Genomic DNA, 23,767 nt, shown 5'->3' with positions numbered 1-23,767 from the left:
CGGCGAGCCAGATATCAGCTCCCGTGCGGCGCCCGCGCCCCGGACGGCGGCACCCGCGCACATCACGCGGGCCGTGCCGCCGGACCGGAACAGGCGCGGCGCCCGGGAGCGTGACGGGAGCTACGCCCGCATGCTTGAGCAGAACGAACCCGGCACCACCGGGGACAACACCAACGACAACAACAGCCCCAGCGACACGCTGCCGCCGCGCCGCAGGCGCCGCGCGGCGTCGCGGCCCGCGGGGCCGCCGGTGGGCGCGCAGACCACGGAGGCGGCAGAGCCCGCGGCGCAGGCCGCCGAGCCGGTCGCCGTGGCCGCCGACGACGCCGCTCCGGCGCCGCGCACCCGCCGCCGTGCCACCCGTACGGCGACCGCTCCGGCCACCGGGACCGCGGTCGCCGAAACGCCGGGCGCCGCCGAGCCCGAGACCGTCGAGGTCGCCGCCGAGGCGCCCGCGCCGCGGACCCGTCGCCGCGCCACCCGCAAGGCCACGGCTCCGGCCGGTGCGCCGCAGGCCGCCGCCGAAGAGGGCGCCGAAACGCCGGGCGCCGCCGAGCCCGAGGCCGCCGAGGTCGCCGCCGAGGCGCCTGCGCCGCGGACCCGTCGCCGCGCCACCCGCAAGGCCACGGCTCCGGCCGGTGCGCCCGCGGCCGCCGAGGAGATCGTCGAGGCCCCGGCCGCCGTCGAGCCCGAGGCCGTCGAGGAGGCCGCCGAGGCCCCGGCGCCGCGTACCCGCCGCCGTGCGACCCGCAAGGCGACCGCGCCGCAGACCACCGTCGCGGCGCCGGTCGAGGTCGTCGAAGAAGTCGAGGAAGAAGAGCTCGACGAGGCCGAAGAGGCCGCCGCCGAGGCTCCGGTCGTCGAGGCCCCCGTCGAGGACGAGGCCCCGGCGCCGCGTACCCGCCGCCGCGCCACCCGCCAGGCCGCCGCGCCCGCCGCCGAGGAGCCGGCCGAGGCCGCCGCCCCGGCCGTCGAGGACGAGGCACCTCGCGGTCTCCCCCGAGGCCTTAAGGGCCAGGGAGGTACCCCCACCCGCCGCCGTGCCGCCCGGCCCGCGTCCGCCCCGCAGTTCACGCCGGTCGAGCCGGAGCCGCAGCCCGCGCCGCAGGCCGAGGAGCCCGCCACGGGCCGCTCCCGCCGCCGCGCCACGCGTCCCGCCGTGGCCGTGTTCCAGGCCCCGGTCTTCACCGAGCCGATGTTCCAGACGCCGGAGACGGCCGCGGCCGCCGCTGCCGCCGCCCGCGTCGAGGAGCCCGAGGCCGAGGTCGAGGTCGAGGAGACCGTGGTCGAGGCCCCCGAGCCCGCCGCCGAGCCGCAGGGCCGCTCGCGCCGTCGCCGCCGCCGTGGCGAGCCCGCGGAGCCGGTCCAGGAGAAGCCCGTGGAGGAACCCCTTGACGAGCAGGTCGAGGAGGCCGCCGAGGCCGAGGCCGAGACGGAGTCCGAGGAGTCCGACGACGACCGCCCCTCGCGCCGCCGTCGCCGTGGCGGCCGTCGCCGTCGCCGTGGCGAGCCCGCCGAGGCCGAGGACGCCGCGGAGGAGCAGACGTACGAGCCGTCCGAGCAGGCCGCCGAGGGCGCCGAGTCCGACGAAGAGGACGACGAGGACGAGGAAGCGGACGGCACGCCCTCCGCGGCCGGGACCAGCAGCAGCCGTCGTCGGCGCCGCCGCCGTCGCCGCTCCGGCGACTCGGGCCCCGAGGCCGAGCAGGGCCCGGACGACCCGGAGCGCACCGTCGTCAAGGTCCGCGAGCCGCGCCCGGCCCGCGAGCGCAGCGAGTCCACCTCCTCCGACGAGGTCCAGTCCATCAAGGGCTCGACGCGTCTGGAGGCCAAGAAGCAGCGCCGCCGCGAGGGCCGCGAGCAGGGCCGCCGCCGCGTCCCGATCATCACCGAGGCCGAGTTCCTGGCCCGCCGCGAGGCCGTCGAGCGGGTCATGGTCGTCCGCCAGAGCGGCGAGCGCACCCAGATCGGCGTCCTGGAAGACAACGTGCTCGTCGAGCACTACGTCAACAAGGAGCAGGCCACCTCCTACGTCGGCAACGTCTACCTGGGCAAGGTCCAGAACGTCCTGCCCTCCATGGAGGCCGCGTTCGTCGACATCGGCAAGGGCCGCAACGCCGTCCTGTACGCCGGTGAGGTCAACTTCGAGGCGCTCGGCATGGGCAACGGCCCGCGCCGCATCGAGGCCGCCCTCAAGTCCGGCCAGTCGGTGCTCGTCCAGGTCACCAAGGACCCGATCGGCCACAAGGGCGCCCGCCTGACCAGCCAGGTCTCGCTGCCCGGCCGCTACCTGGTGTACGTGCCCGAGGGCTCGATGACCGGCATCAGCCGCAAGCTGCCCGACACCGAGCGCGCGCGTCTGAAGACCATCCTCAAGAAGATCGTCCCCGAGGACGCGGGCGTCATCGTGCGCACCGCCGCCGAGGGAGCGAGCGAGGACGAGCTGCGCCGCGACGTCGAGCGCCTGCAGGCGCAGTGGGCCGACATCCAGAAGAAGGCCAACCAGATCTCGACGTCCTCGCCGTCGCTGCTCTACGGCGAGCCGGACATGACCGTCCGGGTTGTCCGCGACATCTTCAACGAGGACTTCTCGAAGGTCATCGTCAGCGGTGACGAGGCCTGGGAGACCATCCACGGGTACGTCGCGCACGTCGCCCCGGACCTCACCGAGCGCCTGTCGCGCTGGACCAGCGAGGTCGACGTCTTCGCGACGTACCGGATCGACGAGCAGCTGGCCAAGGCCCTGGACCGCAAGGTCTGGCTGCCGTCCGGCGGCTCGCTGGTGATCGACAAGACCGAGGCGATGATCGTCGTCGACGTCAACACCGGCAAGTTCACCGGGCAGGGCGGCAACCTCGAAGAGACCGTGACGAGGAACAACCTCGAAGCGGCCGAGGAGATCGTGCGCCAGCTGCGGCTGCGCGACCTGGGCGGCATCGTCGTCATCGACTTCATCGACATGGTCCTGGAGTCCAACCGCGACCTGGTCCTGCGCAGGCTGCTCGAATGCCTGGGCCGCGACCGGACCAAGCACCAGGTGGCCGAGGTCACCTCGCTCGGCCTGGTCCAGATGACCCGCAAGCGGGTCGGCCAGGGCCTCCTCGAGTCGTTCTCCGAGACCTGCGTCCACTGCAACGGGCGCGGCGTGATCGTGCACATGGAGCAGCCGACCACGGTCGGCGGCGGTGCGGGCAAGCGCGCGAAGAAGCGCGGCCGCGGCGGCGCCGAGCACGACCAGCACGTCCACGAGCACGAGGTCATCGACAGCGAGGCCGTCGAGTCCGAGGCCGAGGTCGCCGCCGAGATCGCCGCTCCCGTGGCGCTCGCCGAGCCCCCCGCGGCGGAGCCGCTGATTGGCGCTTTCGTGCCCGACGAGGAGCTGTACAGCAGCGCCGCCGAGGCGGAGGCCGCGGCCCGTGGCGGACGGTCCCGCCGCCGCGCCACCCGCAAGGCCTCGGCCCCGGCCGGTGCGCCCCGTACGGCGGCCGTCGAGGCCCCGGCCCCCGTGGCCGAGGAGCCGGAGGCCGCGCAGGCCCCGGCCGCGGTGACCGTCGCCTCGTTCATCGAGGACGACGCGCCGCGCGGTCGCACCCGTCGCCGCGCCACCCGCAAGGCGACCGCCCCGGCGGGCGCGCCGACGGCGGCCCTCGCCGAGCCGGTCGTGGTTGTCACGGAGCCCGAGCCGAAGGACGGGGAGCCCAAGGCACAGGAGCCGGTCGCAGAGCCCGTCGCCGAGCCCGCTGTTGAGGAGGCGCCTGTCGCCGCCCCGCCGCGAGCCCGCCGCCGGGCGACCCGCAAGGCCACGGCCCCGGCCGGTTCGCCCTCGGGTGCCGAGGATGCCGCGGTCGTCGTGGTGGTCGCCACCCCGGCAGCCGGGCAGGACGCCGAGCCCGTCGCTGACGCGGAGCCCGCCGAGGAGGCCGCACCGGCCAAGAAGGCGGCCCGCAAGACGGCGAAGAAGGCCACCGCGAAGAAGGCCGCCACCAAGAAGACGGCGGCCAAGAAGACCGCGGCGAAGAAGACGACCGCCAAGAAGGCCACCGCCAAGAAGACGGCGGCGGCCGAGCAGCAGCAGACGTCGGTCTCGGCGTCGGCCGACAGCTGACGGACAGCCTGCGCTCGGACGACGTACACCAAGCGGTAGTTGGCCGTTGTACGGCCCCAGGAGCCCGTCCCCGGAACACCGGGGGCGGGCTCCGTCGTACGCAAGGAGAGTCCGCCCCCGCATGAGGCCCCGTCCGGCTCGCGAAGGTGCGGGAGTCCGGCGGAGCGGGCTGATCCGGGCCCGGACCTCCGGGCCCGGCTGCGTGGTTTCGTCGCCGAGGAGTGCGGGTAACGACCCTGGTTTGACCCGCCACGCCCGGCCCCGTAGCCTTGACCCTCGGCGTGTTTATATATGCGCCTGCCCCTGAGCACCTCACCTCCCGGTCCGCCGGGGGAGGCCCCCTGCATTTCTGCGGGATGGCTGGCTTCAAGGGTTCCGTATCGAGCGAGAGAGAGATCCGCGTGTACGCCATCGTGCGCAGCGGTGGTCGCCAGCACAAGGTTGCTGTCGGCGACATCGTTGAGGTTGACAAGATTTCCACTGCCAAGGTTGGCGACACGGTCGAGCTCTCGACCCTGCTCGTTGTCGACGGCGACGCTGTGACCAGCGACCCGTGGGTGCTGGCCGGTATCAAGGTCACCGCCGAGGTCGTGGACCACCACAAGGGTGCCAAGATCGACATCCTTCGGTACAAGAACAAGACCGGTTACCGCCGTCGCCAGGGCCACCGCCAGCAGTACACGGCGATCAAGGTCACCGGCATCCCCGCGGCTGCGAAGTAAGGGACTGAGGAGACATGGCACACAAGAAGGGCGCATCGTCCACTCGGAACGGTCGCGACTCCAACGCTCAGCGGCTCGGTGTGAAGCGCTTCGGCGGTCAGACCGTGCTCGCCGGTGAGATCCTGGTCCGCCAGCGCGGCACCCACTTCCACCCGGGTGCGGGCGTCGGTCGCGGTGGCGACGACACCCTGTTCGCGCTGCAGGCCGGTGCGGTGCAGTTCGGCACCCACCGTGGCCGCAAGGTCGTGAACATCGTTCCGGTTGCCTGATCACTTAGGCACCCGTAGAGCGGTTTCAGCGGAGGCGGACCTCACTTCCCCCACGGGAAGCGGGTCCGCCTTTCGCGTGTTACTAGATAGACATTCCCGTACTTTCTCTCGGCCTTTGGCCGGGGGCCCTCAGGAGGCACATCCCATGACCACCTTCGTGGACCGCGTCGAGCTGCACGTCGCCGCGGGTAACGGAGGCCACGGCTGCGCCTCCGTCCACCGTGAGAAGTTCAAGCCGCTCGGCGGGCCGGACGGCGGAAACGGCGGCCGTGGCGGCGATGTCACCCTGGTCGTCGACCAGTCCGTGACCACGCTTCTCGACTACCACCACTCGCCGCACCGCAAGGCCACCAACGGCCAGCCCGGCGCCGGCGACCACCGCTCCGGCAAGGACGGCCAGGACCTGATCCTGCCCGTGCCCGACGGCACCGTCGTCCTCGACAAGCAGGGCAACGTGCTCGCCGACCTGGTCGGCGAGGGCACGACCTACATCGCGGGCCAGGGCGGCCGCGGCGGCCTCGGCAACGCGGCGCTCGCCTCCGCCCGCCGCAAGGCCCCCGGCTTCGCGCTGCTCGGCGTGCCCGGCGAGTCCGCCGACATCGTCCTGGAGCTCAAGACCGTCGCCGACGTGGCCCTGGTGGGCTACCCGAGCGCCGGAAAGTCCTCGCTGATCTCGGTCCTCTCGGCGGCCAAGCCGAAGATCGCGGACTACCCGTTCACGACGCTCGTCCCGAACCTCGGCGTCGTCACGGCCGGCGCGACCGTCTACACCATCGCGGACGTCCCCGGTCTGATCCCCGGCGCCAGCCAGGGCAAGGGCCTGGGCCTGGAGTTCCTGCGGCACGTCGAGCGCTGCTCGGTGCTCGTGCACGTCCTGGACACCGCGACCCTGGAGTCCGACCGCGACCCGGTCTCCGACCTCGACATCATCGAGGAGGAACTCAAGCAGTACGGCGGGCTCGACGACCGGCCCCGCATCGTCGTCCTCAACAAGATCGACATCCCGGACGGCCAGGACCTGGCGGACATGATCCGCCCCGACCTGGAGGCCCGCGGCTACCAGGTCTTCGAGGTCTCCGCCGTCGCCCGTACGGGCCTGAAGGAGCTGTCCTTCGCGCTCGCCGGGATCGTCGCAGAGGCGCGCGCCGCCAAGCCCAAGGAGGAGGCGACCCGCATCGTCATCCGCCCGAAGGCCGTCGACGACGCGGGCTTCACCGTCACCTTCGACGAGGCCAACGAGGTCTACCGGGTGCGGGGCGAGAAGCCGGAGCGCTGGATCCGCCAGACCGACTTCAACAACGACGAGGCCGTCGGCTACCTCGCGGACCGCCTCAACCGCCTCGGCGTCGAGGACGCGCTGATGAAGGCCGGGGCCCGCTCCGGTGACGGCGTGGCCATCGGCCCCGAGGAGAACGCGGTCGTCTTCGACTGGGAGCCGACGATGATGGCGGGCGCGGAGATGCTGGGCCGCCGTGGCGAGGACCATCGCCTGGAGGCGCCCCGTCCTGCCGCCCAGCGCCGCCGGGACCGCGACGCGGAGCGCGACGAGGCGGAGCAGGAGTTCAAGGAGTTCGGGCCCTTCTAGCGGCTCGGCCGCTGCCGCCGCTGCGCGGGGCGCGGGAAGTTCGACTGCGGGCCGTCGGGGGCGGTTTGCGCAGTTCCCCGCGCCCCTGAACCCGCTTTCGGCCCCGGGCCGTCAGTGGCTGGTCGCGCAGTTCCCCGCGCCCCTGTAGGGCACCCAGCGCGTCCAGGTCGCCCCCACGCGGCGGGAGCCGCACGATGTCGCAGCCCCGCGCCCCTGATCGCACCGGTGCCGGCCAGGAGGGGGATTTCAGCCTGTCACGGGGGTTCCCCTGGCCCTTAAGGCCTTGGGGGAGATTGAGGACGAGCGGCCTTCAGGCGCGAACGGGGGCTGGGGCGGAGCCCCAGGGGGTTCGGGAGCGTAACCGCACAGGGGGCTCCCGTAGGATTCGCCGGGTGAGCCAGAGTTCTGCCACCCCCCACGGCCCTACCGGCGTCAGCGTCGTCGTCATCGCCTTCAACGACGCCGAGCTGGTCGGTGACGCCGTTCGGTCGGCGCTCGCGCAGGGCTCGGCCGTCGCCGAGGTCGTGGCCGTCGACGACTGTTCCAGTGACGCGACGGCAGCTGTCCTGGATCAGCTGGCCACCACGGAGCCCCGGCTGCGCGTGGTGCGGCGTACGGAGAACAGCGGCGGGTGCGGGACGCCCCGCAATGACGGAATCGCCGCCGCCACCTCCCCGTACGTCATGTTCCTGGACAGCGACGACGTGCTGCCGCCCGGCGCCGTCGAAGCCCTCCTGGCCGCGGCCGAGGAGCACGGCACCGAGGTCACCGTGGGCCGGGCCGTGCGCCGCGAGCTGCCCGGCGGCCGCGATGTGCGCTGGCAGCCGGGCCTCTACAACGAGGCGGCCGTGCACGCGTCGCCCGAGGCCGCGCCGGAACTCCTCCACGACACGCTCTGCGTCAACAAGCTCTATCGCCGCGACTTCCTGACAAGCCGTCAACTGCGGTTTCCCGACGGCAAGTTCACCTACGAGGACTTCGTCTTCACGGCCCGCGTGTACGCCGCGGCCCCCCGCATCGCCGTCGTGCCCGAACTCGTCTACATCTGGCACGTGCGCCGCGCCGCCGCCCAGGTCTCCATCTCGCTCGCCCGCAAGGACGTCGGCAACTGGCAGGCGCGCATCGCCGCCCACACCAAGGCCGTCGAGGCGTTCCGCGCCGCCGACCGCAAGGGGCTCGCGGCCGCCTGCCGCACCAAGTTCGTCGACTACGACCTGTGCCTGTACCTGCGCGAGCTGCGCGTGCGCGACGCCGGGTACCAGGCCGACTGGTGGCGGCTGACCCGCGACCACCTCGCCTCCTTCGAGGCCGCCGACGTGGCCGCGGCCGCCGCCCCGGCCCGCTGGGCCGCGCAGGTGGTGCTGGCCTCCGAGGCCCCGCGCGACCTGGACCGGCTCTCCCAGCTCGCCGCCGACCCCGCCCGCCTGATCCCGCCGTACGCCACCGCCGGATCCGGGCCGGTGTGGGCGGACGACCTGGACGTACCGCTGGACGGACTCGACGCGCTGCCCCCGGAGAGCCTGCCCGTCGCCGTCGACGCGGCCCTCCTCGCCGGACGGCGCGGCATCCTCAAACTGCGCGTGCACGAGCTGTACGGGCGGCTCGCCGCGAGCGGCGCCCCGGCCAGCGCCGACATCGACTTCGTGCCCAGGGACGGCGGCGAGAGCGCCCTGACCGTCACCGCGCCGCTGCGCGCCGCCGAGGGCGGCTGGCGCGGTCAGGCCCCCGTATCGCTGGCCAGGCTTGCCGCGGCGGGCGGCCGGGGCACCCAGATCTGGGACCTGCGGGTCCGCCTGAACACCGGGCCCGGCAGGGGCCCGCGCACCGCGCTGCGGGCCACGGCGTCCGGGCTGCGGCGCACGGCCGTCCCCGGCAGCCGGTACGGTGTTCTGCTGGTGCAGCCGTACCGGACGTCGAGCGGATCGCTCGCGGTGCGGCTCGCGCCCGGAGTACAGGGGGCCTTCGGGGTGGTCGGCGGGAAGCTGCGCAGACTGACCCGGACGGTTCGATCAAGGCGACGATGAGGACGTGGACGCGCATATGACTTTTCTGATCACTGGCGGCGCCGGATACATCGGTTCCCATGTCGTGCGGGCCATGACGTCGGCGGGGGAGCGCGTGGTCGTCCTCGACGACCTCTCCAGCGGTGACGCGGCCCGTCTGCCACAGGGTGTGCCTCTGGTGGTCGGCTCCGTCCTGGACCGCGAGCTCGTGGACCGCACCCTCGCCGAGCACGGCGTCACCGGGGTCGTGCACCTCGCGGGCAAGAAGCAGGTCGGCGAGTCCGTCGAGATCCCGCTGCACTACTACCGCGAGAACGTGTTCGGCCTGACCGTGCTCCTGGAGGCGGTCGCCGCGGCGGGTGTGCGCACCTTCCTGTTCTCCTCCTCCGCCTCCGTGTACGGCATGCCGGACGTCGACCTCGTCACCGAGGACACCCCGTGCCTGCCGATGAGCCCGTACGGCGAGACCAAGCTGGCCGGTGAGTGGCTGGTCCGCGCGGCCGGCAAGGCGCACGGCATCTCCACCGGCTGCCTGCGCTACTTCAACGTGGCCGGCACCGCAACGCCCGAGCTCGCCGACACCGGCATCTTCAACCTCGTACCGATGGTGTTCGAGAAGCTGGAGGACGGGGAGCCGCCGCGTATCTTCGGCGACGACTACGAGACCCCCGACGGCACCTGCGTGCGCGACTACATCCACGTCGAGGACCTCGCCGACGCCCACCTGGCGGCCGCCCGCAAGCTCGCCGAGTCCGCGAAGGCCGGCGAGTACGGCGACCTGACCGTCAACATCGGCCGCGGCGAAGGCGTTTCGGTGCGCGAGATGGTCGACCTGATCAACGAGATCAGCGGCCGCGGCATCGCCCCCGAGGTCCACCCGCGCCGCGCGGGCGACCCGGCGCGCGTCGTCGCCTCGGCCGACCGCATCGCCGAGGAGCTCGGCTGGAAGGCCCACCACGACGTGCGCTCGATGATCTCCTCGGCCTGGCAGGGCTGGCGCCACCACCGCGACGCCGTCTGAGACCCGGACACGTAGAAGGAGGGGCGCCCCGGAGAAATCCGGGGCGCCCCTCCTTCTACGTCACCGCGTCACGGCTTGTGGATGCGGTCCACGCCGTAGAACTTCGAGGTGCACTGGGCGACCCAGTCGCGCTGGTAGTTCTTGGTGAAGAAGGGCTCGGCGAGCGAACCGATGTACATCGGCTTGTACGCCACGTCCGTCTCGCCCTTGGCGATCTCCGAGCGGATCTTCGCGTTCTGCTTGTCCCAGGCGATGCTGCGGTACACCGTCGAGACGGCGAGCTTCTGCACCGACGGCACCAGCGCCGCCGTCGCCGCCAGGGCGAACGCGCCGACCAGGACCGTCGCCACGATCGGCGCCAGGCGCGGCGCCCGCCGCTCGGCGATGCGGCGCCCGGCCCAGTGGCCGAGCAGCACTCCGTACCCGCACAGCGCGATCACCAGCGGGATCATGAAGTTCATCCAGGTGCGCGCGTACGTCCAGCCCGTCGGGCCGTAGCCGCTGCGCAGCGCGTACGCCACGAGCAGCGTGCACAGGGCCATCAGCGGCACCGGAAGCACGAAGATCACGCGCAGCATCGCGGCCGGGGGACGCGAGGCGGCCGGCCGCTCGCGGCGCGGCGCGAGCAGGGCCACGGCGAGGCCGAGGAGCAGACCGGCGGCAACGGCACCCAGGTAGATCCACTGGTGCAGGATCGTGTCCCAGATGTGGAAGTAGTCCTTGAACACGTCGCCGACGCTCATCTTCGTCGGCGGCGTCTGCGCCCGGCGCCAGCGGGCGCCCGGCGAGGTGTACAGGAAGGTGAGGCCGATCACGGCCGCCGCGCAGTACACCGCGGACCAGGTGAACGGGTACCAGCTCTTGGCGACCTTCAGGCGCGGCAGGCACACCAGCGCGGCCGTGCCGACCAGCACACAGCTGACCACGGTGAACGGCTCGCTCAGCGTGCCGATCGCGAAGCCCACCACGGCGGTCAGGCCGAGGGCGGTGTTGCGCAGCGCCCTGCGGCCGGTGCGGAACGCCCAGATGCCGAACAGGAGCGCCCACAGGGCGATGATGAACGGCATCGTGTGCGAGATCGTCGCCGGGGTCCACAGGAGCACCTGATAGGAGCGGGTGCCCGCGAAGAACAGCAGCGTCTCCAGGACCATCGCGACGGCGACGAGCAGCAGCAGCGGGGCCCGGGTGCCGAAGAGCCGCAGGATCTCGCGGCCGAGCAGCACCAGGCCGATGCCCATGGTGACCACCAGGATCACCGGAAGGATCTTGATGCCGACCAGGCCGTCCGAGTAGATGATCCCGCTCAGGAAGGCGTTGGTGACCCGCCCGTTCTGGGTGTTGTAGAAGTCGGACGTGATGCCGAAGACGCCCATGTCCCGGGACTTCCAGGCGGCACACCAGTCGTCGGAGGTGGGCCGCACGTACAGGCCCAGGAACGAGCCGACGGCCAGGAGTATGCCGGTGGCGGCGGTGATGGTCCCCGCGGTCCACAGCAGGGCTCTGCGCGCCCCCGACCGCTCGGGGCGGTCCGTGGCGGCGTCCCGCGCCGGGGCGGCGCTGTCGTCGGCGGCCACAGTGGTCGATGAGTTCATGATTCCAGTGGGGTCTCGGGCGCCGTCAGCGCTGCAGCAGGTCGAAGAGCGACTCCCAGCGGCGGACGATCTCCTCGGTCCGGTAGCGCTGGATGTTCTCGCGGGCCGCCTCGCCGAGACGGTCGCGCAGCTCCTGGTCGGCCAGGAGGCTGCTCAGACGGCGCGCGAAGACGTGCGTGTTGCCGGGGGGCGCGAGCAGACCGTCCTCGCCGTCCCGGATGATCTCGTGGATGCCGGGAGCCACGTCGAAGGCGACGCACGGCACGCCCGTCGCCATCGACTCCATCAGCGACAGCGGGAAGCCCTCGCCGCGCGAGGCGAGCGTGAAGACCGACCCGTCGCGCAGCGCGCCCGCCGGGTCGTCGGTGCGGCCCATCCACTCCACCGAGCCGTCCAGGCCCAGCTCGGTGCACTGGCGGCGCAACGCCTCCTCGTCGGAGCCGGAGCCGTAGATCCGCAGCGTCCAATCAGGGTGCACCGGAGCCACCTCGGACCAGGCGTCCAGGAGCAGGTCGGTGCCCTTCTCCTCGTGCAGCCGGCCGATGCTGACCACGTGCTTCTCGGTGCGCGGCGAGGGCACCTCGGGGAAGAACGGCAGCGGGTTGGGCATGAAGCCCACGTTGTCCAGGCGCTGCAGCGCCCACAGGTCGGCGTCCTCGCGGGTCAGCGCGAGCATCCGGTCGACGTCCTTGTAGAACCGCTTGACGCGGTTGAAGCGCGAGGACTTGCGGCAGGTCTCGTACGACTCGTGGGTCATGCCGACGACGGTCACGTTCGAGGTGTCGGCGAGCGCCACCCACTCCATCGCCCACACCTGGGTGACGATGACGACCGCGCCGGGCCGGGCCTGCCGGAACAGCCGGCTCATCTTCGCGGCCTGGGCGTGCATGCCGGCCGCGCGGGCGGCCCGGCGGCGGTGCTCGACGACGTTGAGCTTGCCCTTGATGCCGCGCGCGCTGCCCACCGACGGCGGGTGCACGTCGTACAGCGTCGTCGTCGCGTACGGCAGGTCGTCGTCCAGCTCGTGCGGGACCGACGGCGGGGTGATGCCGATGACATGGACCTTGTTGCCGCGCTCCACGAAAAGGCGGGCCATCTGGTGCGACCAGGTGGTCACGCCGCCCAGCTCGTTGACGGCGTTCGAGACGAGGAAGATGTCACGGCCGCCGTCCGTGGCGGTCACTTCAGTCACTTACCGCTCCCGGGAGTGAAGAACTTGGCAACGATCTGCTGGGCCGCGGTGCCCTTGTCGTACTCGCCGAACTCGGTGGCGAACCGCTCGCGGGCCCCCGCGTAGTCGGCGTCCGCCGCCTTGAGGCCGTCCACCGTCGCGAACAGCTCGCTCTCGGTGGCGACGACCGGCCCGGGCGCCTTGTCACGCAGATCGAAGTAGGTGCCGCGGGTCTCGTCCGCGTACTCCTCGTAGTCGTACGCGAAGAAGATCATGGGACGGTCGAGCAGAGCATAGTCGAACATCAGGGACGAATAGTCGGTGATCAGACCATCGGCCAGGGCCAGGAGCGGCGTGATGTCGTGGCCCTGCGAGACGTCGATGACCTTGCCGCGCACCGAGGGCGGAAGGACCACCTGGTTCAGGTAGTGCGAGCGGATCAGCAGGGTGTAGCGGTCGCCGAAGCGGTCCGCGAACTCCTCGACGTCAAAGGGCAGTTCGAACTTCTTGACCGCGCCGGACTCGGAGGCGCGGAACGTCGGCGCGTAGAGCAGCACCTTCTTGTCCGCGTCGATGCCGAGCTGCTCGGCGATCGGACCGCGGACCCGCTCGCCGGTCTCCGCCTCCTGCTCGCGCGCCGCGACGAGCGCGTCGTTGCGCGGGTAGCCGGTGCGCAGCAGCACCTCGTCCCGCAGCCGGAAGCCGCTGGCCAGGGTGCGCACATCGTGCTCGGAGCGGATCAGGAAGTGGTCGAAGCGGTCCAGGACCTTCTGGTGGGTGGCCTGGCCTGCCCGGTTGAGCAGCTTCATCTGCGGCACGTCGAAGCCCATGCGCTTGAGCGCGCTGCCGTGCCAGGTCTGGATGTAGGTGGTGCCGGGCCGCTTGGCCAGCTTCATCGGGAAGCCCTGGTTGTCGATCCAGAACTCGGCCTGCGCCAGCGCCCGCAGATACGGGTAGCTCCACCGCTTGACCAGCGTGGCGTCCTTGGGGAAGCCCGTGGGCTTCGCGCCGTCGTAGGACCACACCGCGTCGAACTGCACGCCCTGGCGGCGCATCTCGTCGTAGATCGCCTTCGGGCTGTCGCTGAACTGCTTGCCCATGTGGCTCTCGAAGACCACCAGACCCTTGCGGATCGGCAGCTTGGAGAACGCCTCGTGGTACACGCGGATCTTGGTGTCGCCCGAGTTCAGGTCCTTCTTGGCCTTGCGGGCCTTGCGCAGGCCCTTCTTGGCCAGCGAGGCGGCCTTGCTCTGCAGCGCCTCGCCGATCAGCTCCTGGGTGCGGACGGTGGCCTGGCCCTCGGCGGTCAGCAGGTACGACAGGTTGCCCTTCGCGGAGATCTCCGGCACCAGGCGGTCGGCGACCAGACGGCTCAGGCGCGGCCGGATGCGCAGCGGGCGCGCCGACTCCAGCTCGATGCGGCCCGCGCCCAGGCGGGTCGGCACCTTCTCGCCGTCGACGTCCAGGTTGACCCACACGTCCCAGACCACGTCGATGATGCCGAGCGGCCGCAGCTTGCGGGCCAGATCGGCCTCGGCCGTCCAGTCCAGCGTCTGGCCCGCGTGCTTCAGCGAGGTCAGCGGGAACTTGAAGGACTGCAGGCTGGTGCGGCGGGCCCGGAACTCCAGGGTGCCGCTCAGCCTGGCCCCGGAACGGATCCGGCCCAGCGGATTGACGACCGAGCCGCCGAGCCGCACCTTGCCGCGCCCGTCGTCCGCGTACGAGGTCAGACGGTTGCCGAGCGCCAGCTGGGTCAGCGGGCGGGTGTGGTAGCCGAGCCCGGTCACATCCAGGAACCTGGCGCCGTCGGCGGTGTCGAGGTGCTCGCCGCACCAGTAGATCCGGCCGTCCCGCTCGATCAGCGGCGACGTCACCGTGTTGCGGCGGATCAGCGCGTCCACGGCGGGCAGCAGGTTGTCCCAGTCGCCCTGCTGGAGCAGGTAGGAGCAGATCGCCTGGATCGGCAGGACGCTGTCGTACGCCTCGGGGGACAGGTCCGCCAGGTACTCGCGCGACAGCTCGGCGAACTCCGCCCGGTACTCCTCGTCACGGTGCGGAAGGTCACGCAGGTGCAGGACCAGGTCGTGCTTGAGGAACTTGACGTCCTTGGCGAGCCGGAGGCCGTGCAGGTCGTTGTGCTCCAGGAGCGCCTCGATCCGGCGGTGGATCTCCAGACGGTGCTCGTAGTTGGTCATCTCGTGGCGCCGGTTGGTGACCGACTTCACGGCCGCCTTCTCGTGCACGTTCCAGAAATAGACCTGGTTGGGGATGAGGGTGATGCGGTTCGCGGCGAGGTAGGCCTCGGCGATGAACATCAGGTCCTCGTAGAACATGCCCTTGGGGAAGCGCAGGTCGTTGTCGAGGAGGAACTCGCGGCGGTAGCACTTGTTCGTGGACAGGGTGTCCCACACGAACAGGTCGGGGAGCTCAGTGATCGACTCCAGGGTGCGCGTGGTGCGGTACAGCCACGGGTACCACTCGGTGCGCTTCGTGGTGCGGGTGCCCTGCGTGAGGCGTACGCAGAGGCCGGAAACGATGTCTGCCTGCGACTGTTCCGCGGCCTCCAGAAGGTTCCGGCAGGCGTTGTGCTCCAGCACGTCGTCACTGTCCAGGAACATGATGTAACGGCCCGTGGCATGGCCGATGCCCACGTTGCGCGGCTCGCCGCCGGCGCCGCTGTTCTCGGGCAGCTGGAAGGCGCGGATGCGGCCCGGGTGAGAAGCTTCCAGTGCCCTGGCGACCTCGAAGGAACCGTCGGTGCTGCAGTCGTCGACGATCAGGACCTCGACGCTGTTCAACGTCTGGTCCAAGACCGATTGGACAGCCGTCGGCAGGCGATCTGCGTCGTTGTAAACGATGACGATCACGGAGACGTCAGGCACTGGCACCTCAATCCACTTGTTCTACTCGCAGGCGCTTCAACGCTACCTGGTATTCCTACCGTGCTCTGCAGCCGCCCGGTCGCACCCGGCCACCCGGCAAAAGGGCCGTCGTCAGGCCCGAGCGGGTTTTCCACCCGAATGTGTGGCGGGAAGGCAACCCCCGCGAGCCCCTGTCCCTCTATAAGGAGAAGCGGTGCCGAACCGGGAGGCCGGGGGCCGCTTCGCCCGTGGGACACTCGACAGGGTGGCCGACGCCCCGCAGGCCACCGGCCCGGGGTGCGGCGGCGGCCACGCGATCCAGGCCGTCTTCCGCCCGGGAGTGGCTCCCTCGGAACCTGCTCGTACCATACTCCCGGGCTGAAGACCGGACCGGTGGTGAGCGGTCCGGCACTCGTCACCCTGCTCGCTGTCGCCATCGGTGGGGCGCTCCGCACCCGCACCTGCCGCTCCTCTACTGGAAAGCACTGATGATGAAGCTGTCGGTCGTCGTCCCCTGTTACAACGAAGAAGCGGTCATCGACCAATTCGACGCCAAGACCCGCAGCGTGCTCGACACCCTCGCGATCGAGTACGAGATCTGTTACGTGGACGACGGCAGCCGGGACAAGACGCTCACGCATCTGCGGGCGCTCTCCGAGAAGTACCCGGACGCCACCCGCTACGTCTCCTTCAGCCGCAACTTCGGCAAGGAGGCCGGCATGCTCGCCGGTCTGCGCGAGGCCACCGGCGATGCCGTGGTCATCATGGACGCCGACCTCCAGCACCCGCCGGAGCTCATCGAGCGGATGCTCGGCCTGTACGAGCTGGGGCACGACCAGATCATCGCCCGCCGCACCCGCGAGGGCGACAAGAAGGTCCGCTCCGCCCTGAGCCGCCTCTACTACCGAGCGGTCAACAAGTGGGTCGACGTCGAGCTCACCGACGGTGTCGGCGACTTCCGCATGCTGTCGCGGCCCGCCGTGGACGCGCTGCTCTCGCTCGGCGAGTACAACCGCTTCTCCAAGGGCCTGTTCTCCTGGATCGGCTTCGACACGGTCACCTTCGACTACCAGAACGCGCAGCGCGAGGCCGGCGAGACCAAGTGGAAGTTCGGCTCGCTCCTGAACTACGGCATGGACGGCCTGATCTCCTTCAACAACCGTCCGCTGCGCCTGGCGATCTGGCTCGGCGTGATCCTCGCCGGCATCGGCGCGGCCTACGCCCTGTGGATCACCGTCGCCGCCATCGCCTACGGCGTGAGCACCCCCGGTTACGTCACCCTCGTCGCGATCATCGTCGGCCTCGGCGGTGTGCAGATGGTGATGCTGGGCCTGATCGGCGAGTACATCGGCCGCATCTACTACGAGACCAAGCGCCGCCCGCACTTCCTGGTCAAGGAGTCGCACGGCTTCCCGGGCAAGCCCGAGGGCGTCGAGCGGCGCGAGCTGTACCGCAACGGCCAGCCGCACAAGGTGGTCTGATGCCCAGTCAGCTCGGACAGGTGATCCGCTTCGGCTTCGTCGGCGGCGTCAACACCTGCACCTTCTACGCCTTCTACTGGCCGCTGCTGCACCTCGCGCACCTGCCGTACTTCGTGGCGTACACGATCGCCTTCCTGCTCAGCATGGTCGGCTCGTTCTTCCTCAACACCTACTTCACCTACCGCACCAAGCCGACCTGGAAGAAGTTCCTGCTCTTCCCGCTCACCAACGTCACCAACTTCGTGGTGCAGAGCGCGGGCCTGTTCGCCCTGGTGCACTGGGTCGGGATGAACAAGACGATCGCCCCGCTGGTCGCCGCCGTGGTGGCGATCCCCTTCACCTATGTGCTGTCCCGCAAGATCCTGGTGTCGGGGCACCAGGAGACGGGCGAGCCCGAGGCGGCCGAGCCGAAGATCCCGGTGAAATAGCGGGCGCACGGCAGCCGCACACGGCTCCGCGAAAGCCGCACACGGCGCGTGAAACAGAGGAGGGGCGGACACCCACGGTGTCCGCCCCTCCCCGCGTTCTCACTACACGCGGTTGCCCGCGCTCTCGTTCCCCGCCGGAGCCCACTCGCCGAACCGGGCCCCCGGCCTGGTCTGGCGGGACGCGTACAGCTGGCTGTCCGTGCCGATCACGGCGAGCACGGCCCGGCCCGCGGAGTCCTGCGCCGCGCCCGGTATGCCCACGAACTGCACGCCCGGGCTCTCCCAGGCCGGCTGCGCCGACTCGTCCGACGACGGCACGACCCGGCCCCCGTCGTCCCGGACCGCCAGGACCAGCGAGCCGCCCTTCCCACCGAGCCGGTACGCCGCGACCCGCCCGTAGCCGCCCGCCGGGGTGCGCCGCGCCACCTTCCACGCGTCCCCCGGACCGCCCGGCGAGGCGACGGCCACCTGGGCGGTGCCCGCCTGGCGGTAGACCGCCGAGACGCCGCCCCTGCCGTCCGCGACCAGGCTCACCGCGCTGCCCGCCGGCGTCACCCCCGTCGGCGGCGACAGCTTCGGCAGCTCGCCGGGCGCCGGGGACACCCAGTGCAGCACCGTCTTGGCGACCGGGGCCGCCACATGGATCCGGCCCGACGGGTCGACGAGCGCGTCGATCCCCTCCACCACCAGCGGGTGCGGAGGCTGCTTGCCCGGCGGGTGGTCAAGCAGCTGCCAGGGCCCCCAGTCCTTGCCGCCCCGGCCGCTGCGCATCGCGACATCGCCCGCCCAGTTCCGCGCGAGGACGTGCACGGTGCCGTCCGGGGCGAGCGCGGTCGCCGGATAGCCCGTCTCCAGCGACTTGTCGGGATTCGCGTCCGGCGTGCCGAGCGAGGTCCACGCGCCGAACTTGGGCACCCCGTCGGCGCCGAGGCCGCTCTGCAGGACGCACACCAGCTCCTTGTGGTGCTTGTTGCCCTTGAACGGCAGGACCGTACGCGTCGCGAACAGCTGAAGCGTGCCGTCCGCGTGGCGCACGACCTCCACCTGCGGATCCAGCGGCGAGCCCGCGCTGCCCACCACATCGAACGGCCCCACCCACGGGCCCTGCCCGGCCGCCCGCTCCACCCAGCAGCGCACCGCGCCGTTGAGCACCGCGAACGCCGCGAGCCGGCCGTCCTTGAGCGGCGCCAGCCAGCGCGACGTGCCCGGCGTGCGGGTGCGGGTGCCGCGCGCCCAGCCGGCGCCGCCCGCCTTCAGGCCGTTCGGGCCCACCTTGAGGTCGCCGCAGCCCGACGGGTCGCCGCAGTCGCGGTGGTCGACCCAGCCGTACGCGTTCAGGAGCTGGGCAGTGCGCCGGGTGGTCGCCGCGTCCAGGGACGGCGGCGTGTAGTTCGTCGGGTAGCCGAAATAGTTGGTCACCGACGCGGCACGGCCCTTGCCCGCACCCCAGTAACGCTCCATCGCGGCCTGCATGAAACGGGCCGAGGCGGTGTGGTCCTGATGGTCCAGATAGCTCAGCCCGCGCAGTATCGTCGGCGCGCTCATCATCGCCACCGTCTCGCGCGGGGCGTGCAGGGGAGTGGGGTCCAGGGTCCGTATCACCGTCGGATTGACCCGCCCGATCGTCGCCACCAGCGCGTCGGTGAGCTGGTCACGGGTGTAGGCGCGGGGCATCCGCACCGGGCTGCCCGTGCCCGGCAGCGTCGGCAACTGCTCGATGGCGCCCAGCCACAGACCCCGCATGCTCACCGGACGCGGCACGCTCACATAGCGCGCCTCGCACAGGCCCATGTAGATCAACTGGACGTGCGGAGCGGCCTGCAGATAGTGCAGCTCGGAACGGAACCCGGGCAGCAGCTCCACCGGCTCCACCGACCACGGGCTGTTGTCGTCACCCGTCGCCATCAGCGCGTGGGCGGCACGCAGACCGTTTATCCGGGCCCGCGCGAAGCCCGGCCGGTCGGTGGGCAGCGACTTGAACTGCGGGCTCTTGGGCGCCGCGTTGCGGCCGTCCGACTCACCACTGGTCATGCACACCGTGACCGAGAGCGCGCCGCTGCGGATCGACTGCTCCAGGTCCGGGTTCATGAAGTAGATGCCGTCGTCCGCATGCGCGATCACGTGCAGATAGGACTGCTCCGACGCGGCCGAGGCGGGCTTCCCGGTCGTCGTCCCAGTGGACGAGCCCTGCGAGCCCGAGCCGTCCTGCGGTGCCAGCCACTGCCATCCTCCGTAGGCAAGAGGCGCCGCCACAAGTCCGCCACCGGCGACTTGCAACAGGCGTCTACGAGACGGCGACGACGGCATCCGGCACGCTCCTTGAGGCATCCATGTGAGCCGAGTCCCGCCCTGCGGCCCACCATGGAGTTGTTCGACTGGTCATCAGAAGGGAGGGCGAAGCGGCTGCGGAGGTTTCACTTCAGACGCTAAATTTGCCCGGCTGGTATGAAACAGCAAGGTACGGACGTGTGCGCTTCAGCACCCCATCGGGCCATGACTTCCCCAGTTTTCGTACTTTGTCGAACTTAAAGGTTCTCTGTGCGGTCACGTTGAGACTGTCCGCCGATTGGAACTTCCAAGCGCCGAGCCCCCGACCTGACATAGATTTCACCGTGTGACAGTGGCAAGGCAGCAGGTGGCACAGGCCCGCAGAATCGTAGTCAAGATCGGATCCTCCTCACTCACCACCGCGTCCGGCGGCCTCGACGCGGACCGGGTCGACGCGCTGGTCGACGTGCTCGCCAAGGCGCGCAGCGGCGGCGAGAAGGAGATCGTCCTCGTCTCCTCCGGCGCCATCGCCGCCGGCCTCGCCCCACTCGGCCTGCGCCGCCGCCCCAAGGACCTCGCCCGCCAGCAGGCCGCCGCCAGCGTCGGCCAAGGCCTCCTCGTCGCCCGCTACACCGCCTCCTTCGCCCGCTACGGCGTACGCGTCGGACAGGTCCTGCTCACCACTGACGACACCAGCCGGCGCGCCCACTACCGCAACGCCTACCGCACCCTCGACCAGCTCCTGGCCATGGGCGCGCTCCCCGTCGTCAACGAGAACGACACCGTCGCCACCGACGAGATCCGCTTCGGCGACAACGACCGCCTCGCCGCCCTCGTCGCCCACCTGGTCCGCGCCGACCTCCTCGTCCTGCTCTCCGACGTCGACGGCCTCTACGACGGCGACCCCTCCAAACCCGGCACCTCCCGCATAGACGAAGTCCGCAGCCAGGCCGACATCGCGCACGTCCAGATCGGCAGCGCGGGCAAGGCCGGCGTCGGCACCGGCGGCATGGTCACCAAGGTCGAAGCCGCCCGCATCGCGGCCGCCGCCGGCATCCCCGTCGTCCTCACCTCCGCGAGCCAGGCCGCCGACGCGCTCGCCGGACGCGCCACCGGCACCCACTTCCACCGCACCGGACGCCGCTCCGCCGACCGCCTCCTGTGGCTCGCCCACGCCTCCACCCCGCAGGGCGCCCTCGTGCTCGACGACGGAGCCGTACGCGCCGTCGTCGAAGGCCACAAATCCCTGCTCCCCGCAGGAATCGCCGCCGTCGAGGGCGAATTTGCCGCCGGCGACCCCGTCGAACTGCGCGACCCCCAGGGCCGGGCGATCGCCCGCGGCCTCGTCAACTTCGACGCCAAGGAGATCCCCCAGCTCCTCGGCCGCTCCACCCGCGACCTCGCCAAGGAACTCGGCCCCGGCTACGAGCGCGAAGTCGTACACAGGGACGATCTGGTCGTCCTGCACCCCTGAAACGGCTGAAAGTCCAGCCATAAGACAGACACCTTCAGGAAAACCACCCCGCGCCCCGCCTCGGGCTGGTCAACTTTGAAGCGGGGGTACGCACGGGCCGGCAACCCGCGCAGTACCGCACCGCATCGCACACAGCAGCACAGGAGGCCGCCGGTGAGACGAGCGCGCCCAGGGGCGGCGCCCCGAGGGACGACGGCTGAGCGGACCCTGACCAGTGTGGGGACGGGGGCCGACGTCGAACGGAGAGAAGTACCCGAACAGCCCGGGGACACCCCCCGGCTGTGGCACATCACGCTCAGCGTCTCGGGAGCCGAGGCCCCGCTGAAAGAGGTCCGCCGCGGCCTCGAACAGCTCGCCCACGACCACCCGTTCCTGCTGACCAGCCGCTACGCCAACGACCACGCCGAGATCCGCTACTGGGAAGAGGCCCGCGACCTGCACGACGCGGCCGCCGTCGCCCTGCGGCTGTGGGGCGAACACCGCTCCACGGCCAGACTGCCGCCCTGGGAGATCGTCGGCCTCGAAGTCATCGACCGCGGCACCTACCACCAGCGACTCGCCGAGGGATACGGGCCGCCGCCGGCCGCACCCGTGGGCGTCCACCCTTTCTGACCCCGCCCCCGGCTCCGTCTCGGGGAGTGGAATAGGGTCAGAACGACCTCCCGGCGCCCATTACTCTGCGGACATGGCTTCGCACACCCCGCCCTCCCCGGCCGCCGACTCCGACGACATCTCCCCGGTCACCCGGACCGCCCAGCGGGCGCGCGCCGCGGCCGCCGAGATCGCGCCACTTCCGCGCGCCGTCAAGGACGAGGTCCTGCTGGCCGTCGCGGACGCCCTGGAAGCGCGCAGCGCCGAGATCGTCGAGGCCAACGCCGTCGACGTCGCCAAGGCCCGCGAGGCCGGCACCAGCGAGACCGTCATCGACCGCCTCACCCTCGACCCCGAGCGGATCCGCGCCATCGCCTCCGACGTACGCGACGTGGCGGCCCTGCCCGACCCCGTCGGCGAGGTCGTCCGCGGCTCCACCCTGCCCAACGGCATCGACCTGCGGCAGATCCGCGTGCCGCTCGGCGTCGTCGGCATCATCTACGAGGCCCGCCCCAACGTGACCGTGGACGCCGCCGCCCTCTGCCTCAAGTCCGGCAACGCCGTCCTGCTGCGCGGCTCGTCCTCCGCGTACGCCTCCAACACCGCCCTGGTGGGCGTCCTGCGCGACGCCGTCGAAGGCGCGGGCCTGCCCGCCGACGCGGTCCAGCTCGTACCCGGCCAATCCCGCGACTCCGTACGGGAGTTGATGCGCGCCCGGGGCCTGGTGGACGTGCTCATCCCGCGCGGCGGAGCCTCTCTCATCCGCACCGTCGTCGAGGAATCCACCGTCCCCGTCATCGAGACCGGCACCGGCAACTGCCACGTCTACGTCGACGCCCAGGCCGACCTCGACATGGCCGTCGACATCCTGATCAACTCCAAGGCGCAGCGCCCCTCGGTGTGCAACTCCGCCGAGACCCTCCTCGTCCACCAGGACATCGCGGCCGCCTTCCTGCCGCGGGCCCTGGACGCGCTGGCCGACGCCGGGGTCACCGTGCACGCCGACGAGCGGGTGCGGGCCCACGCCGGAGCCTCCAAGGCCACCGTCGTCGCGGCCACCGAGGAGGACTGGGAGACCGAGTACCTCTCGTACGACATCGCCGCCGCGGTCGTCGACTCCCTGGACGCCGCCGTCGCCCACATCCGGAGGTGGACCTCCGGGCACACCGAGGCCATCGTCACCACCTCCCAGGCCGCGGCCCGCCGCTTCACCCAGCTCGTCGACTCCACCACCGTCGCCGTCAACGCCTCCACCCGGTTCACCGACGGCGGCCAGTTCGGCTTCGGCGCGGAGATCGGCATCTCCACCCAGAAGCTGCACGCCCGCGGCCCCATGGGACTGCCCGAGCTGACCTCGACGAAGTACATCGTGACCGGCGACGGTCACATCCGGTAACTGTCCTTCCGTGAGGCGGAGTTCGGCCACTCCCTGCCCAAAACGACCGGCCGGGGATACCCTGAACGCGTGCCGGACGACGTAGGGGGCGGGCCGTTTCCGGACGGCCGGGAGCCCGACGACGACCACGGGGGCGCGGACGACGACTTCGCCTCCGTGGTGTTCGACGAGGACTTCGTACGCGCCGCCGAGATCCACGAACCCAGTGCCGTAGAGCGACTGCTCGCCGCCGCCCAGGCCCGCGCCGAGGCGGAGGCGGCCCGCGCCCGCGCGGGTGCCGGAGCCCCCGACGACGAGCTCTACGACGACGGCTACGACCCCTACCGCCCCGGTCGCGACCCGGACGACCTCGGCGGCCCCGGCCTGTCCGGCGGCGCCGAAGCGGGCCCCTACGGCCGCCACGGCGGCGCCCTGCGCCCCTACCGGGGCCGGGCCCGCTGGCACCGCCCCATCGCCTGGCTGCTCGCCGTGGTGATGGGCATCGGCATGGTCGCCCTGGCCTTCTCCGCCGTCTACCGGGGCGCCACCTCCGACCGCGAGGACAAGGCCCCGCCCCCTGCCACGAGCAACGTCGACAACCCGACGAACGCGGCCGGCCCGGCCGCGGGAGGGCCCTCGACGAACGCCGGAGGCCTCGGCAAGGGCGTGGGCACGGGCCCGGGCACGAACAGCCTGCCCTTGGTACCAGCGGTCTCGGCTTCGGCCTCGGCCGACTTCGAAGGACCGGCGGTCTCGGCTGCGCCTCGGGTGCCTTAGGGGCGGGATTCCGCCGGGGACCTGGGGGTGGGGGCCCCTCCCCC

General features: G+C 71.6%; 16 protein-coding genes. 12 read left to right on the top strand and 4 right to left on the bottom strand.

The features are described 5' to 3' along the window. Nucleotides 1-130: 130 nt before the first annotated feature. The 6 genes from ABD346_RS28025 (at nt 131) to galE (ending at nt 9,705) form a co-directional block, all read left to right on the top strand. Entirely contained in the window at nt 131-4,105 is a 3,975-nt protein-coding gene (locus ABD346_RS28025) for an Rne/Rng family ribonuclease (RefSeq protein WP_344378646.1), read from the top strand. Nucleotides 4,106-4,506: 401 nt separating this feature from the next. Continuing rightward, nucleotides 4,507-4,827, top strand: a complete 321-nt coding sequence (rplU, locus tag ABD346_RS28020) for a 50S ribosomal protein L21 (RefSeq protein ID WP_015033583.1) — start codon at nt 4,507-4,509, stop codon at nt 4,825-4,827. Nucleotides 4,828-4,841: 14 nt separating this feature from the next. Beyond that, on the top strand, nt 4,842-5,096 hold the full coding sequence (gene rpmA / locus ABD346_RS28015; RefSeq protein WP_114036862.1) for a 50S ribosomal protein L27: 255 nt from the start codon (nt 4,842-4,844) through the stop codon (nt 5,094-5,096). A gap of 145 nt (nt 5,097-5,241) precedes the next feature. Beyond that, a complete protein-coding gene (gene obgE / locus ABD346_RS28010; RefSeq protein WP_344378643.1) occupies nt 5,242-6,681 on the top strand; it encodes a GTPase ObgE in 1,440 nt (479 codons plus the stop codon). A 392-nt stretch (nt 6,682-7,073) separates the two neighbouring features. After that, nucleotides 7,074-8,705 (top strand): glycosyltransferase family 2 protein, encoded by a 1,632-nt coding sequence (locus ABD346_RS28005; RefSeq protein ID WP_344378641.1) that lies wholly within the window; start codon nt 7,074-7,076, stop codon nt 8,703-8,705. A gap of 16 nt (nt 8,706-8,721) precedes the next feature. After that, entirely contained in the window at nt 8,722-9,705 is a 984-nt protein-coding gene (gene galE / locus ABD346_RS28000; RefSeq protein WP_344378639.1) for a UDP-glucose 4-epimerase GalE, read from the top strand. Nucleotides 9,706-9,773: 68 nt separating this feature from the next. On the opposite strand, the gene ABD346_RS27995 is transcribed toward galE, so the two are convergent. Genes ABD346_RS27995 through ABD346_RS27985 form a run of 3 tightly spaced genes read right to left on the bottom strand, consistent with a single transcriptional unit; the run spans nt 9,774 to nt 15,356 of the window. Beyond that, nucleotides 9,774-11,297 (bottom strand): DUF6056 family protein, encoded by a 1,524-nt coding sequence (locus ABD346_RS27995; protein WP_344378637.1) that lies wholly within the window; start codon nt 11,295-11,297, stop codon nt 9,774-9,776. A 25-nt stretch (nt 11,298-11,322) separates the two neighbouring features. Further along, nucleotides 11,323-12,489: a glycosyltransferase gene (locus ABD346_RS27990; RefSeq protein WP_344378636.1), complete on the bottom strand. Its 1,167-nt coding sequence runs from the start codon at nt 12,487-12,489 to the stop codon at nt 11,323-11,325. Beyond that, nucleotides 12,486-15,356, bottom strand: coding sequence for a bifunctional glycosyltransferase/CDP-glycerol:glycerophosphate glycerophosphotransferase (locus ABD346_RS27985; RefSeq protein WP_344378634.1), 2,871 nt, complete (start codon nt 15,354-15,356; stop codon nt 12,486-12,488). The genes ABD346_RS27990 and ABD346_RS27985 overlap by 4 nt, the downstream gene beginning before the upstream one ends. A gap of 464 nt (nt 15,357-15,820) precedes the next feature. Between ABD346_RS27985 and ABD346_RS27980 the strand changes: the two genes are divergently transcribed. Beyond that, nucleotides 15,821-16,810: a glycosyltransferase family 2 protein gene (locus ABD346_RS27980; protein ID WP_344379109.1), complete on the top strand. Its 990-nt coding sequence runs from the start codon at nt 15,821-15,823 to the stop codon at nt 16,808-16,810. Continuing rightward, on the top strand, nt 16,810-17,238 hold the full coding sequence (locus tag ABD346_RS27975) for a GtrA family protein (protein WP_344378631.1): 429 nt from the start codon (nt 16,810-16,812) through the stop codon (nt 17,236-17,238). The genes ABD346_RS27980 and ABD346_RS27975 overlap by 1 nt, the downstream gene beginning before the upstream one ends. Before the next feature lie 102 nt (nt 17,239-17,340). Here ABD346_RS27975 and ABD346_RS27970 read toward each other — a convergent pair whose 3' ends face one another. Beyond that, nucleotides 17,341-19,545 (bottom strand): PIG-L family deacetylase, encoded by a 2,205-nt coding sequence (locus ABD346_RS27970; protein WP_344378630.1) that lies wholly within the window; start codon nt 19,543-19,545, stop codon nt 17,341-17,343. A 307-nt stretch (nt 19,546-19,852) separates the two neighbouring features. On the opposite strand from ABD346_RS27970, the gene proB reads away from it, so the two are divergent. From proB to ABD346_RS27950, 4 genes are all read left to right on the top strand, one after another. Continuing rightward, nucleotides 19,853-20,980, top strand: coding sequence for a glutamate 5-kinase (gene proB / locus ABD346_RS27965; protein ID WP_344378627.1), 1,128 nt, complete (start codon nt 19,853-19,855; stop codon nt 20,978-20,980). Between the two features lie 153 nt (nt 20,981-21,133). Next, entirely contained in the window at nt 21,134-21,592 is a 459-nt protein-coding gene (locus ABD346_RS27960) for a hypothetical protein (RefSeq protein ID WP_344378626.1), read from the top strand. Nucleotides 21,593-21,665: 73 nt separating this feature from the next. Beyond that, the gene (locus ABD346_RS27955; protein WP_344378625.1) at nt 21,666-22,967 is read left to right on the top strand and encodes a glutamate-5-semialdehyde dehydrogenase; all 1,302 of its coding nucleotides are present in this window, start codon (nt 21,666-21,668) and stop codon (nt 22,965-22,967) included. A 69-nt stretch (nt 22,968-23,036) separates the two neighbouring features. Then, on the top strand, nt 23,037-23,723 hold the full coding sequence (locus ABD346_RS27950) for an SCO2584 family spore wall biosynthesis protein (protein ID WP_344378623.1): 687 nt from the start codon (nt 23,037-23,039) through the stop codon (nt 23,721-23,723). Nucleotides 23,724-23,767: the final 44 nt, after the last annotated feature.

This window comes from Streptomyces mauvecolor (genome assembly GCF_039532965.1).
In the GTDB taxonomy this organism is placed as follows: domain Bacteria; phylum Actinomycetota; class Actinomycetes; order Streptomycetales; family Streptomycetaceae; genus Streptomyces; species Streptomyces violascens.
This window is presented reverse-complemented; position numbering and strand designations above follow the sequence as displayed.

Coding starts and splice junctions, on each gene's coding strand:
- obgE (WP_344378643.1), top strand. CDS start 5,242: ATGACCACCTTCGTGGACCGCGTCGAGCTGCACGTCGCCGCGGGTAAC.
- ABD346_RS27980 (WP_344379109.1), top strand. CDS start 15,821: ATGAAGCTGTCGGTCGTCGTCCCCTGTTACAACGAAGAAGCGGTCATC.
- ABD346_RS27995 (WP_344378637.1), bottom strand. CDS start 11,297: ATGAACTCATCGACCACTGTGGCCGCCGACGACAGCGCCGCCCCGGCG.
- rpmA (WP_114036862.1), top strand. CDS start 4,842: ATGGCACACAAGAAGGGCGCATCGTCCACTCGGAACGGTCGCGACTCC.
- ABD346_RS28025 (WP_344378646.1), top strand. CDS start 131: ATGCTTGAGCAGAACGAACCCGGCACCACCGGGGACAACACCAACGAC.
- ABD346_RS27955 (WP_344378625.1), top strand. CDS start 21,666: ATGGCTTCGCACACCCCGCCCTCCCCGGCCGCCGACTCCGACGACATC.
- ABD346_RS27970 (WP_344378630.1), bottom strand. CDS start 19,545: ATGCCGTCGTCGCCGTCTCGTAGACGCCTGTTGCAAGTCGCCGGTGGC.
- galE (WP_344378639.1), top strand. CDS start 8,722: ATGACTTTTCTGATCACTGGCGGCGCCGGATACATCGGTTCCCATGTC.
- ABD346_RS27975 (WP_344378631.1), top strand. CDS start 16,810: ATGCCCAGTCAGCTCGGACAGGTGATCCGCTTCGGCTTCGTCGGCGGC.